The sequence below is a fragment of the Microbacterium sp. NPDC096154 genome (assembly GCF_040302945.1).
GTDB lineage: Bacteria > Actinomycetota > Actinomycetes > Actinomycetales > Microbacteriaceae > Microbacterium.
Genome location: NZ_JBEOSM010000001.1, coordinates 127,476 through 140,326, shown reverse-complemented (window position 1 = coordinate 140,326; position 12,851 = coordinate 127,476). Strand labels below are relative to the sequence as shown.

Annotated in this window: 11 protein-coding genes; 2 read left to right on the top strand and 9 right to left on the bottom strand. The window is 69.8% G+C overall.

The features are described 5' to 3' along the window. Positions 1-24: 24 nt before the first annotated feature. The gene (locus ABTW64_RS00650) at positions 25-741 is read right to left on the bottom strand and encodes a formylglycine-generating enzyme family protein (RefSeq protein WP_350618137.1); all 717 of its coding nucleotides are present in this window, start codon (positions 739-741) and stop codon (positions 25-27) included. 98 nt (positions 742-839) lie between these two features. Between ABTW64_RS00650 and ABTW64_RS00645 the strand changes: the two genes are divergently transcribed. Then, complete coding sequence (locus tag ABTW64_RS00645) at positions 840-1,340, top strand: pyridoxamine 5'-phosphate oxidase family protein (protein WP_350618135.1); 501 nt, start codon at positions 840-842, stop codon at positions 1,338-1,340. A 65-nt stretch (positions 1,341-1,405) separates the two neighbouring features. Here the strand turns inward: ABTW64_RS00645 and ABTW64_RS00640 are convergent, their stop codons facing one another. The 8 genes from ABTW64_RS00640 to polA all read right to left on the bottom strand — a co-directional run bounded on the left by ABTW64_RS00640 (position 1,406) and on the right by polA (position 12,344). Then, positions 1,406-2,701, bottom strand: coding sequence for an MFS transporter (locus ABTW64_RS00640; RefSeq protein ID WP_350618133.1), 1,296 nt, complete (start codon positions 2,699-2,701; stop codon positions 1,406-1,408). Positions 2,702-2,834: 133 nt separating this feature from the next. Next, positions 2,835-3,527 carry a FadR/GntR family transcriptional regulator gene (locus ABTW64_RS00635; RefSeq protein WP_350618131.1) on the bottom strand — a complete coding sequence of 231 codons (693 nt, stop codon included), beginning with the start codon at positions 3,525-3,527 and terminating at the stop codon, positions 2,835-2,837. Positions 3,528-3,593: 66 nt separating this feature from the next. Then, complete coding sequence (locus tag ABTW64_RS00630) at positions 3,594-4,616, bottom strand: LLM class flavin-dependent oxidoreductase (protein WP_350618129.1); 1,023 nt, start codon at positions 4,614-4,616, stop codon at positions 3,594-3,596. Then, positions 4,613-5,428 carry an SGNH/GDSL hydrolase family protein gene (locus ABTW64_RS00625; RefSeq protein ID WP_350618127.1) on the bottom strand — a complete coding sequence of 272 codons (816 nt, stop codon included), beginning with the start codon at positions 5,426-5,428 and terminating at the stop codon, positions 4,613-4,615. The genes ABTW64_RS00630 and ABTW64_RS00625 overlap by 4 nt, the downstream gene beginning before the upstream one ends. A gap of 44 nt (positions 5,429-5,472) precedes the next feature. After that, on the bottom strand, positions 5,473-6,822 hold the full coding sequence (locus tag ABTW64_RS00620) for an MFS transporter (protein WP_350618125.1): 1,350 nt from the start codon (positions 6,820-6,822) through the stop codon (positions 5,473-5,475). A gap of 29 nt (positions 6,823-6,851) precedes the next feature. Further along, the gene (locus ABTW64_RS00615; RefSeq protein ID WP_350618123.1) at positions 6,852-7,898 is read right to left on the bottom strand and encodes an LLM class flavin-dependent oxidoreductase; all 1,047 of its coding nucleotides are present in this window, start codon (positions 7,896-7,898) and stop codon (positions 6,852-6,854) included. A gap of 62 nt (positions 7,899-7,960) precedes the next feature. Further along, positions 7,961-9,688: a DUF885 domain-containing protein gene (locus tag ABTW64_RS00610; protein ID WP_350618121.1), complete on the bottom strand. Its 1,728-nt coding sequence runs from the start codon at positions 9,686-9,688 to the stop codon at positions 7,961-7,963. Between the two features lie 31 nt (positions 9,689-9,719). Further along, the gene (polA, locus tag ABTW64_RS00605) at positions 9,720-12,344 is read right to left on the bottom strand and encodes a DNA polymerase I (protein WP_350618119.1); all 2,625 of its coding nucleotides are present in this window, start codon (positions 12,342-12,344) and stop codon (positions 9,720-9,722) included. Between the two features lie 63 nt (positions 12,345-12,407). On the opposite strand from polA, the gene ABTW64_RS00600 reads away from it, so the two are divergent. Next, a complete protein-coding gene (locus ABTW64_RS00600) occupies positions 12,408-12,836 on the top strand; it encodes a PaaI family thioesterase (RefSeq protein ID WP_350618117.1) in 429 nt (142 codons plus the stop codon). The last annotated feature ends 15 nt before the right edge of the window (positions 12,837-12,851 follow it).

Genomic DNA, 12,851 nt, shown 5'->3' with positions numbered 1-12,851 from the left:
ACGCCGCACCGCCGACATGTCCACTCAGGCTTCGAGCGAGCGCTCTTCGTCGGCTGCGGCGGACCAGCCCTGGGCGACGTCGTTCGCATCGAACGCACCGCGCGCGACCCGGAAGCCCAGGTCGCCGTGAGCCGCGCGGGGCCGCTCGCCGCGTCGCGTCGTCGCGTTCACCGCAGAGGGGCCGTCGGCGAACGAGCCCCCACGGATCACGCGCGCGTCGCCGTAGACGGCCGGATCCAGCAGATCCCAGCACCACTCCCATACATTGCCGAGGGTGTCGAACAGTCCGTACAGATTGGGCATCTTGCCGCCCACGTCGCGAGGTGCGCGCAGACCGTCGGCGGCCGTCCAAGCGACGTCCCTGAGGAGCCCGTAGTGCGGCCCCTTCGAGCCCGCCCGGCAGGCGTACTCCCATTCCGCCTCGGTCGGCAGACGGTATCCGTCCGCGTCGAGGTGCCAGGTGATGTCCTCGCCGTCGAACGAGTACACCGGCTCGAATCCCTCCCATTCCGAGGCCGCGTTGCAGAACCGGATGGCCCGCTGCCAGCTCACGTGCGTGGCGGGGCGCCGGGGGTGCGGATGCTCCTCCCCCTCACCCAGCAGCTCGGCCATCTGCTCCTGCGTGATCGGGAAGACGGCGATCTCGAACGAGTCGAGCGCGACCGTGCGGCGCCCCTGACCGCGTGCCGCCTGCAGCATCAGCGATCCGGCCGGGATCCGTGCGAGCTCGATGTCCGGCATCTCTCCATCCTGCCCGTTCCGGCCCGGAGTCGGCGCGGTCATCGCCGCTTCGGGGTGCGCCGGAGCCGATGTCCGAGGCTCGGGGTACGTTCGCGGGCATGTACGAGAGTCGCGATGAGCTCGAGGCACTGCAGGGGCTGCTGGAGAGGTCGCACGCGCGCGGAACCGCGCACCTGCGGCAGATCGTGAGCGGGGACCATCGGATGGACGCGGAGCGGATGACCGCGGCGCTCGAGGGCATGAAGGTCCTGAGCCTCGCGACGGTCACCGCGAGAGGCGAGCCGCGCGTGAGTGCCGTCGACGGGCACTTCCTGCATGGACGCTGGACCTTCGGCACGGACGGACGATCGGCGAAGGCCAGGCACCTCGCGGCGCGGCCGTCCGTCAGCGCGGCGCACGTCGACGGAGAGCGGCTCGGCGTGTTCTGCCACGGCCGGGCCGAGCGTCTCACCCCGGACGACGCGTCCTGGCCCGCGACGATCGCGCACTGGGCGGCGCACTACGGATCCGACCCGATCACATGGGGCGACGACATCCGGATGTATCGCATCGAGCCGAGCTGGATGGTCGCCTACCGCGGCGGCGGCGGCGGTGACTGATGTCGCCGCGGACACCGTGGCCCCGGCGTCTCTGAAGACGCCGGGGCCACGGGAGACCGCGAGGCTCAGCCCTCGCGGTGCGCCACGCGCGTCACGAAGAACGAGGCGACCAGGCCCAGCACTGCGCAGACGACGACATAGACCGAGATCGGCCACCACTCGCCGCCGCTGGACTCCTTGAGCGCCGTGGCGATCAGCGGCGCGGTGCCACCGAACACGGCCGCGCCGAGCTGGTAGCCGAGCGTCGCGCCCGAGTAGCGGATCTCGGGGCTGAAGCTCTCGGCGATGAGCGTGCCGAGGATCGCGTTCACGCTTCCCCACAGCAGACCGAAGCCGATCGCGGTCGCCACGAAGACGGCCCACGCCTCGCCCACGTTGAGGATCAGGTAGTACGGGAAGGCATAGACGATGGTGATGATCGCGACGGCGCGGTAGAGCAGCGCGCGCGGCACCGAGTCGGAGATGCGTCCGAAGATCGGCATCCAGATCGTCGCGATGACGGCGGCCACCGCGACGGCGGTCAGCACGATGTTGTTCTCGACGCCGAGGCCGGTCGCGTAGGCGATCACATAGGTGCCGAAGATGTAGAACGGCCCGGTCTCGGTGGCCTTGGCGCCGATCGAGACGAGCACAGCGCGCCAGTGCTTGGTGAACACCTCGGCGATGGGCAGGCGGACGACCGCACCCGACTGCTGCACCTTCTTGAAGTCCGGGGTCTCGTCGAGACTCGAACGGATCCACACGCCGATGATCAGCAGCACGAGGCTCGCGACGAAGGGGATGCGCCATCCCCAGGCCATGAACTGGTCGTCGGGCATGAGCGACAGGAGCGCGACCACGCCCGACGCCAGTGCGAGGCCGATCGAGATGCCCATCTGCGGCACGGCGCCGTACAAGCCGCGGCGGTTCTTCGGCGCGTATTCGTACGACAGCAGCAGCGCGCCACCCCACTCGCCGCCGATGCCGATGCCCTGCATGATGCGGAAGACGATCAGCAGGATGGGAGCCCACAGGCCGATGGTCGCGTAGTCGGGCGTGAGTCCGATCAGCACGGTGCCGCCGCCCATGAGCATGAGCGTGATGAAGAGCGTCTTCTTGCGTCCGATGCGGTCGCCGATGTGGGCGAAGATGATGCCGCCCACGGGGCGGAAGAAGAACGTCAGCGCGAACGACGCCATCGAGAACATCATCGAGAGGAACTCGTCGTCCGTCACGAAGAACGTGTGGTTGAACACGAGCGAGGCGACCGTGCCGTAGACGAGGAAATCGAACCACTCGATCACGCTGCCGGAGAGGCTGCCGATCAGCACCTTCCAGTTCAGCTTCTCGGTGGGCGGCGCCGCAGTGGTCGTGGTGGTCAAGTGTGGACTCCTCTTCGAGATCCGCCCTCGGCTTCCGATCCAGGAGGGCGTGATGAACCACGAATCGATGTGGTTGAACCACAGAAAGATATCTGCATCGCGCGGTGGCGTCAACGCGGCTTGCGCCGGACGGTCAGACTGCCCCCGCCTCCGCCGTGATGCCGTAGTACCCCCGGATGTGCCGTTCGAGGTGCGCGGCGGCGTCCGCCCCCCGCCCCTCCCGCAGCGCGTCCAGCAGCGCGCGGTGCTCGCGCTGCAGACCTGCGACGACCGCCTTCCAGTCGGTCAGCGCGGCCGCGCGCTCCAGCGTGTGGTCGGCGATCACCAGACGCAGAGCGTCCATCAGCACACTGAGCAGCGTGTTGCCCGCCGCGCGGGAGCAGAGTACGTGGAACTCGGCATCGAGTCGCAGGAACTCGGCCACGGGCAGGGAGGGGTCATCCATCCGGGTCAGGAGCGCAGCCGCCCCTTCCCAGTCACCGCGCTCCGGTGACGCCTGTGCCGCGGCCTGTGTCTCGAGCGCGAGGCGCACCCGGAACACGTCCTCGGGTGTCACCTGCCGCGTGGCCATCTGCAGGCGGAAGACCGTGCTGATGGCAGGGCCATGCGAGGCGGTGACAAACGTCCCCGCGCGTGGCCCGGAGCCGGTGCTCGATTCGATCGCGCCGAGGACTTCGAGCACGCGGAGGGCTTCGCGCAGCGTGTTGCGCGAGAGTCCCAGGCGCTCGGCGAGCGCACGCTCGGACGGGAGCTGGTCGCCGACCTGCAGGCGGCCGCTCGCGAGCTCGTCGGTGAACCAGGCCATCACCACATCGTGCGACTTCATCGCGGATCAGTATGGCACCGCGCGCGGGCGTGGTCGGACCACGCTGGTCCTCTCAGCGATGCGTCCTCAGCGCCAGCCGAGGGCGGGCGCCACCTCGGTCAGGATCGACTCGATCAGGTGAGTGTTGTAGTCCACGCCGAGCTGGCTCGGGATCGTGATGAGTAGAGTGTCCGACTCGGCGATCGCCTCATCCCGCCGCAGCTCCTCGATCAGCTCGTCCGGTTCAGCGGTGTAGGAGCGGCCGAAGATCGCCCTGGTGCTCTCGTCGATGTAGCCGATCTGATCCTCGCGATCGCCGCCGAGGAAGTATCGCCGGTCACGCTGATCGGTGATGGCGACGATCGATCGCGAGATCGACACGCGGGGCTCGAAGCCCCAGTCGTGCCGGGCCCACTCGTCGCGGAAGAGTCGGATCTGCTGCGCCTGCTGCACGTGGAAGGGCTCCCCCGTCTCGTCCCACTTGAGGGTGGAGCTCATCAGGTTCATGCCCTGCTGTGCGGCCCACACGGCGGTCGCGTTCGACCCGGCTCCCCACCAGATGCGCTCCCGGAGGCCGTCGGAGTGCGGCTCGAGGCGCAGCAGGCCGGGTGGGTTCGGGAACATCGGGCGCGGGTTGGGCTCGGCGAATCCCCGTCCCTCCAGCAGCTGCAGGAACAGCTCCGTCTTGGCTCTCGCCATGGCGGCGCCGTCGGCGTCGTCTTCTGCGGCCTGGTAGCCGAAGTACTTCCACCCGTCGATGACCTGTTCGGGTGAGCCGCGCGAGATGCCCAGCTGGAGGCGCCCGCCTGAGATCAGGTCGGCGGACGCGGCGTCCTCGACCATGTACATGGGATTCTCGTACCGCATGTCGATCACGCCGGTGCCGAGCTCGATGCGCGAGGTTCTCGCCCCGATCGCGGCGAGCAGCGGGAATGGCGAGCTCATCTGACGCGCGAAATGATGCACCCGGAAGTACGCGCCGTCGCCGCCGATGTCCTCCACGGCCTGGGCGAGGTCGATGGCCTGCAGCAGCATGTCCGCCGCGCTGCGCGTGCCCGATTCGGGGTGCGGCGTCCAGTGGCCGAACGAGAGGAATCCGATCTTCTTCACGCCGTGTCCAACCCCTCGCCGGCTCGTGCGATTCCCGCATCGGCAGGCGGCACCGTCTGCCAGGAGGCGAACTTCGCGGCCCGACCGTCGCCCGACGAGGGGCGGGTGAGCCGGCGGCGCAGCCACGGGCCGACGTGCGTGCGGTAGTACGCCATGCCGCGCAGCTGCGCCTCGAGCTCGTCCTCCGGGAGCCGCCACCACGACGGATCCGGCTCGAAACCGAGAGCGGTGAGCACCCGCGCCGCGACCCGGTGGTGACCGCGCGTGTTCATGTGCAGGCGATCCTGCGACCAGAACGGGCCCGTGGCCAGCTCCCGGTCAGGCCAGTTGAGAGCGCGGATCACGTCGTCGCGATCGCGCAGACGGGCCTCCACGGCAGCCGAGAGCGCGTCGCCCCGGCGGCGCACCAGACCGCCGAGCGGCAGCCCGCGTGTCGGGTCGGCGCCCGAGAGCAGCAGCAGCTGGACGCCCTCCTCGTCGCAACGGCGCAGCACGTGCGAAAAGGCATCCGCGATGTGCTCGATCGTCGTGCGGGGTCGCAGGAGGTCGTTGCCGCCGCCGTTGAACGACAGGTGGGTCGGCTTCAGCGCGAGCGCGGGCTCGAGTTGCTCCCGCACGATCGGCCATGCCAGCTTGCCGCGGATCGCCAGATTGGCGTACTCGATCGGCCGGCCGAGGGCATCAGCCCACCCCTGCGCGACGAGGTCGGCCCAGCCTCGCACCGCGGTCGGGGCGCCCGACGCATCCGGCAGCTCGTCACCGACGCCCTCGCTGAAGGAGTCGCCGATGGCCACGTATCGCACGTCAGACACCGCGTCAGTCTATGTCTCGCGCCGCCACCGGGGCTCGCGCCCGATCACGCCAGGGGCAGGCGTTCCTCGAGCGAGGCGCCCCTGCGATCGGCCAGTGGAATGACACCGACCGCCGCGATGGCGAAGAAGACCGAGAAGACCACGAACAGCACAGGCGCGCCACCGACGCCCATCGCCCACGGCACGAACAGCGGCGCGACGATGGACGCGAGCCGGCCCACCGCGGCGGCCCAGCCGGCGCCCGTCGCACGCATCGACGTGGGATACAGCTCGGGGCTGACGGCGTAGAGCGCGCCCCAGGCGCCGAGGTTGAAGAACGACAGTGCCATCCCGGAGGCGATGATCTGCCACACCTCGGTCGACCCGCCGAAGAGCAGCGCGGCCGCGGCCGAACCCACGAGGAACGTCGCAAGCGTCGCACGACGACCCCACACCTCGATCAGCCACGCGGCGACGGCATAGCCCGGCAGCTGCGCCAGCGTGATGATGAGCGTGAAACCGAACGACCGCACGAGATCGAAGCCCTGCTCGACGAGGATCGACGGGATCCAGATGAACGCGCCGTAGTAGGAGAAGTTCACGCAGAACCACACGAGCCACAGGGCACCGGTGCGCGCGCGCAACGGGCGGCGCCACAGCGCCGCCACGGCGTCGATGCCGCGCGGCGCGATCTCCGCCTCGGAGGGCTGTGGCGCCGCCGCGGTCTCCGCGGGACGGGGCGCGACTCGGCCTGCGGACGCCTCGAACTGACGCACGATCGCATCCGACTCCGCGATGCGGCCGCGGCTCTCGAGGAAGCGCGGCGACTCGGGCAGGCCCCACCGCACCACCAGCGCGTAGACCGCCGGAATCGCCCCGAGTGCGAACGCCCAGCGCCAGCCGTCCTCGAGCGGAACGACGAGATACCCGATCACGGCCGACGCGGTCCAGCCGACCGCCCAGAACGCCTCGAGCACGACGACCAGGCGGCCGCGGATGCGCGCCGGCGCGAACTCGCTGACGTACGTCGAGGCGACCGGAAGCTCGGACCCGAGGCCCAGGCCGACGAAGAAGCGCAGGATCAGCAGAGCCGCCACTCCCCCGACGAGTGCACTGGCACCGGTCGCGACGCCGTAGACGAGCAGCGTCAGTGCGAACACCTGGCGCCGGCCGAGTCGGTCGGCCAGCAGGCCGCCCACGCTCGCGCCGACCGCCATCCCGATGAAGCCGACCGACGTGATCCAGCCCTTCTCGCCGGCGGAGAGTCCCCACTGGGCGCCCAGCGCCGCGATGATGAAGGAGATCAGACCGACGTCCATGGCGTCGAGAGCCCACCCCACCCCGGAGCCCGTGAGCAGGCGCAGGTGCTTGCGCGTGAACGGCAGGGAGTCGAGGCGAGCGGACGGCGCGGTCATCCCGCCAGCCTAATGGTCGAAGCGACCTTTTAATGCCGCATGTCGTCGTCTGCGAGCAGCTCCCGCACGCGGGGTGCGACCTTCGTGCCGTAGAGCTCGATGCTCTTCAGGAGCTTGTCGTGCTCGAGACCGCCGTTGGCGAACTTCAGGTCGAATCGGCTGAGGCCGAGGGTGCGGACAGTGTCCGCGATCTTCCTCGCCACCCGCTCCGGCGATCCGGCGAACACGGCGCCCTCGGGGCCCACCTCGTTCTGGAACTGGAGGCGGTTGTAGCCGCCGTGCCATCCACGCTCGCGGCCGATCTTCTCGTGCATCGCGGCCATCTCAGGGTAGAGCTCATCCCATGCCTGCTCATCGCTCTCGGCGATGTGGCCCGGCGAGTGCACGCCGACCGGAGCCTCCGGCCTCTCGAACGACGCGAGCGAGCGGTGGAACAGGTCGACGTACGGCCGGAACCGCGCCGGCGAGCCCCCGATGATCGCGAGCATCAGCCCCAGACCGTGGCGCGCCGTGCGCACGACCGACTCGGGCGACCCGCCCACGCCGACCCAGGCGCGCAAGCCGTTCTCGGTCTTCGGGAACACGTCGGCATTCTCCAGCGCGGGTCGCATCGTGCCCTGCCAGCTGACCGGCCGCTCGGCCATCAGCTTCACGAAGAGGTCGAGCTTCTCCTCGAACAGCGCCTCGTAGTCGCGAAGGTCGTAGCCGAACAGGGGGAACGACTCGATGAACGAGCCGCGTCCCAGGATGACCTCGGCGCGGCCGTGCGAGACCGCGTCGAGCGTCGCGAACCGTTCGTAGACCCGCACGGGATCGTCGCTGGACAGCACCGTGACCGCGGTGCCCAGCCGGATGTCGCGCGTCACCGAGGCGATCGCCGCGAGCACGATCTCGGGGCTCGACACGGCGAACTCGTGCCGGTGATGTTCTCCCACCCCGAAGAACTGCAGGCCGACCTCGTCGGCCAGCCTGGCCTGTTCGATGATGTTGCGGATGCTCTGTGCGTCGCTGAGCTTGTGTCCGTCGGGACCGCGGGTGACGTCACCGAACGTGTCCAGGCCGAGCTCGATCTCCATGGGGTGGTCCTTTCGTATTCACTCGCATGGAACTCGCGTCCGGATCCGGCTATTCCCGGGGCTCAGCCGACGAGCGCCGTCCGCAGCGTTTCGAGACCGATGCCGCCGAGGTCGAGCGCCCGCTTGTGGAACTCCTTCATCGAGAAGGCTCCGCCCTGCGCCGCGCGGTACGCGTCCCGCACCTGCTCCCACAGACGCTGGCCGACCTTGTACGACGGTGCCTGCCCCGGCCACCCGAGGTACCGGTTGACCTCGAAGCGCACGAACTCGTCCGACATGTTGACGTTGGCCCGCATGAAGTCGAGCGCGTAGTCGGCGTCCCACACGCCCGTGCCGTCGGGGCGTGGCTTGCCCAGGTGCACACCGATGTCGAGCACCACGCGGGCCGCGCGCATCCGCTGGCCGTCGAGCATGCCCAGGCGATCGGCGGGGTCGTCCAGATAGCCGAGCTGCTCCATCAGCCGCTCGGCGTACAGGGCCCAGCCCTCGGCGTGGCCCGAAGTGCCGGCGAGAAGGCGACGCCAGGAGTTCAGCTGCGCGCGGTTGTAGACGGCCTGGCCGATCTGCAGGTGATGGCCCGGCACGCCCTCGTGGTACACCGTGGTCAGCTCACGCCAGGTGTCGAACTCCGTGACGCCCTCCGGAACCGACCACCACATCCGACCGGGGCGTGAGAAGTCGTCCGTCGGCCCGGTGTAATAGATGCCGCCTTCCTGTGTCGGGGCGATCATGCACTCCAGCCGTCGCACCGGCTCCGGGATGTCGAAGTGGGTGCGTCCCAGCTCGGCGACGGCCCGGTCGCTCGTCGCCTGCATCCATTCGCGCAGAGCGTCGGTGCCCACCAGCTTGCGGGCCGGATCGGACTCCAGATACGCCACCGCCTCTTCGACCGTGGCGCCGGGAAGGATCTCGCGCGCGATCGCCTCCTGCTCCGCCGTCATTCTCGCGAGCTCTTCGATGCCCCACTCGTATGTCTCGTCGAGGTCGATCGCCGCGCCCAGGAATCGGCGGGAGTGCAGCGCGTACAGCTCGCGGCCCACGCCGTCCTCGGCCCGAGCCGCGGGAGCGAGGGTCTCGGTGAGGAAGCGCGCGAGGGCGTCGTAGGCCTCGCGCGCCGCGGTGGCGGAGTGCTCCAGGTCCGAGTGCAGCGACTCGGGCACCGGCCGCCCCTCTTCCACAGCGCCCGCGATCAGCGCCGTGAAGAAGCCGCCCTCGGCGGTGTAGCGCGGAATTTGGGCCGCCACCTCGCGCACCTGGCGCAGGCTCGGCACGACGCCCCGTCGGATACCCTCCCCCAGAGTCTCGACATAGCCGTCGAGCGCGGCGGGAACGGCCGCGAGACGACGGGCGATCATCGCCCAGTCGTCGGCTGAGTCGGTCGGCATGAGGTCGAACACCTGGCGCACGTCCTGCGCTGCGCTCGCGATGACGTTGAGATCGCGCAGGTGCCACTCCGCGTCGTGCAGCTCGCCGGCGAGCTCCAGCTCGGCGCTCAGGTCGGCCTGCGTCACACGGTCGACATCGTCCTCGGGGGTCGCCTGTCGCAGCGCGGCGAGCGTGCGGCGTGCCGCTTCGACGGCGCGGTCGTGCCCCTCGAGGCTGAAATCGTCATAGCGGTCGTTCGCCTCGCTGCGGCCGATGTACGTCGCGGCGATCGGCGACAGCTCGACGAGCTCGTCGACCCACGCCTCCGCGATCTCGTCGACAGCGGTGGGCGTGCGCCCCGTGCTCTGCTGCTCGGTGCTCTGCTGCTCGGTGCTCTGCTGCTCGGTGCTGTGCTGCTCGGTCATCGGGTGGGTTCCCTCTCGTGTGGCGCCGCGCTCAGTGCGCGGCCTCGTTCCAGTCCGCGCCTCGGCCGACCTGCACGTCGAGCGGCACGGTGAGCTCGGCGGCACCGCCCATGCGGTCGCGCACGATGCGCTCCACGTCATCCCACTCGCCCGGCGCCACCTCGACCACGAGCTCGTCGTGGATCTGCAGGAGCACCCGCGAGCCCATGCCACGCAGATCCTCATGGATGCGGAACAGGGCGATCTTCATGATGTCTGCCGCGCTGCCCTGGATGGGCGCGTTGAGCGCCGCGCGCTCCGCGTTCTCGCGCAGGACCCGGTTGGGGCTCGTGAGGTCGGGGAACGGACGACGTCGACCGAAGATGGTCTCGGTGTAGCCATCGACCCGGGCCTGCTCGACGGACGACCGCAGATAATCGCGAACCGCGCCGAATCGCGCGAAGTACTCGAGCATGAGCGTCTTGGCCTCCGACTGCTCGATACGCAGCTGCTTCGACAGGCCGAAGGCTGAGAGGCCGTAGACCAGGCCGTACGACATCGCCTTGACCTTGGTGCGCATCGCGGGCGTGACGTCCTCGGGTGCCACCCCGAAGACCCGTGCGCCGACGAACCGGTGCAGATCCTCGCCTGTGTTGAACGCCTCGATGAGGCCGGGGTCTCCCGACAGATGGGCCATGATGCGCATCTCGATCTGGGAGTAGTCGGCGGTGAGCAGAGCCTCGTACCCGTCTCCGACCTCGAACGCCGCTCGGATGCGGCGAGACTCCGCGGTGCGAACAGGGATGTTCTGCAGGTTCGGGTCGGTACTGGAGAGGCGGCCGGTCTGGCTGCCCGTCTGCACGTAGGTGGTGTGCACGCGGCCATCGGACCCGATGGCCGCGTCGAGCCCGTCGATGATCTGCTTCAGCTTGGTCGCCTCGCGATGCTGCAGCAGCACGTCGAGGAACGGGTGGTGCGCCTTCTCCTGCAGATCGGCGAGGGCGGCCGCGTCGGTCGTGTAGCCCGTCTTCGTCTTGCGGGTCTTGGGGAGCTGCAGCTCCTCGAACAGCACTTCCTGCAGCTGCTTGGGCGAGCCGAGGTTCACCTCGTGCCCGATCGCCGCATAGGCCTCCTGCGCCAGCGTCTCGGCGCGGGCGCCGAGCTCGCCGGAGAATCCCGACAGCTTCTCGTGGGACACCGCGACACCCGCGAGCTCCATGTCGGCGAGGGCCACGAGGGTGGGCAGCTCGATGTCGGTCAACACGGACTGCACGGCGTGCGGCATCTCGTCGCGCAGGCCGGCAGCGACGCGCTGCGTGAACCAGGAGAGCTGCCCGGGGGTCGCGCCCTCGGTCTCCGGGACCAGCTGCGATGGATCGGCCTCCGGCAGCTTCTCGCCCAGGTAGCGCTCGACGAGGTGGGCGAGTGTGCGGTCCGGGAGGCTGGGGCGCAGCAGCCATCCGGCCAGCAGAGCGTCGAACACGACTCCGCGCACGACGAGACCCGCCCGGCCGAGCGCCTTCACCTGGGGTTTGGCGTCCGCCAGCACCTTGGGCGCCTCGGAGCCGAGCCACGGAGCGAGAGCGGCGGCGAGTTCCTCGGACCAGGTGGCTTCCACGGCCTGACCGCCGGCCGACAGGCCGATGCGGTCGGGCAGGCCGCCCTGCACGGTCACCGTCAGGCCGACCTCGCCCTCGGCGGCGGCGACCCAGGCGGCGAGCTCATCCGCGGGCAGATCGCGCGGCACCGGCGCGGGCTCGGAGGCCGCCTGCGGCTCGTCATCGACGGCCCCCGCGGCCTCGAAGACGCGCGGCAGCAGCGTGCGGAACTCGAGTCGCGCGAAGACGTCGCGAACCGCCTGCGCGTCGAGCGGCTTCACCGCGAGATCGGCCGGGGTCACGGGCAGCTCGACGTCGCGCAGAAGCCGGTTGAGGCGCCGGTTGCGGCGCACGTCCTCGATGTGCTCGCGGAGGTTGCCGCCCACGACGCCCTTGATCGTGTCGGCTCCCTCGAGCAGGGCGTCGAGCGAGCCGAACTGGTTCAGCCACTTGACCGCGGTCTTCTCGCCGACCTTCGGCACGCCGGGCAGGTTGTCGCTGGTCTCACCGACCAGCGCCGCGATGTCGGGGTACATCTCTGGGGCGAGCCCGTACTTCTCGACCACCGCGGCCGGGTCGTAGCGTTTGAGCTGCGAGACGCCCTGCACGGAGGGGTACAGCAGCGTGATGTCGTCGTTCACGAGCTGGATGGTGTCGCGGTCGCCCGAGCACACCAGCACCTGGTAGCCCTCCGCCGCGCCGCGCGTGGCGAGCGTGGCCAGGATGTCGTCTGCCTCGAAGTCGGGCTTGGAGAGCACGGTCACGCCCATCGCGGCCAGACACTCCTGCAGCAGCGGGATCTGGCCCTTGAACTCGCTCGGCGTCTCGGAGCGGTTCGCCTTGTACTCGGTGTACTCCCGCGTGCGGAAGGACTCGCGGGACGTGTCGAAGGCCACCGCCAGGTGCGTGGGCTTCTCGGCCTTCAGCAGGTTGACGAACATCGACAGGAATCCGTAGATGCCATTCGTGTGCTGCCCGTCCTTGGTCGTGAAGTTCTCGACCGGGAGCGCGTAGAACGCGCGGTACGCGAGCGAATGGCCGTCGACGACCAGGAGGGTAGGCTTTTGGGAGTCCGTCACCCTGCCAGCCTAACGAGCGCCACCGACGCCGAACGGCGGGCAGGCTTCCCGTTCAGGAGCCCGATGTCCGACCTCTCCCCCGGGCTCGAGTGGCTGCAGCGACGCGGCATCGGCGTGCTCGCCGAGCGCATGGGCGTGCAGTTCACCGAGTTCAGCGCCGCGCACTCCGTCGCCACCATGCCCGTGGAGGGCAACACTCAGCCCGTCGGGCTCATGCATGGCGGTGCGTACGTCGTGCTCGGCGAGTCCATGGGGTCGATGGCCGCGAACTACCACGCCGGTCCTGGCCGGCTCGCGGTGGGCCTGGACATCAACGCGACTCACACGTCGTCGGCACGTGCGGGCCACGTCACGGCCACGTGCACCGCGATCCACCTGGGGCGCTCGACCACCGTCCACGAGATCGCGATCGTCGACGAGAGCGGGCGTCGGTGCTCGACCGTCCGCATCACCAACCTCATCAAGGACGCCCCGGGCGCGACCTGGTCCTGACGAGCGACAGGGGGC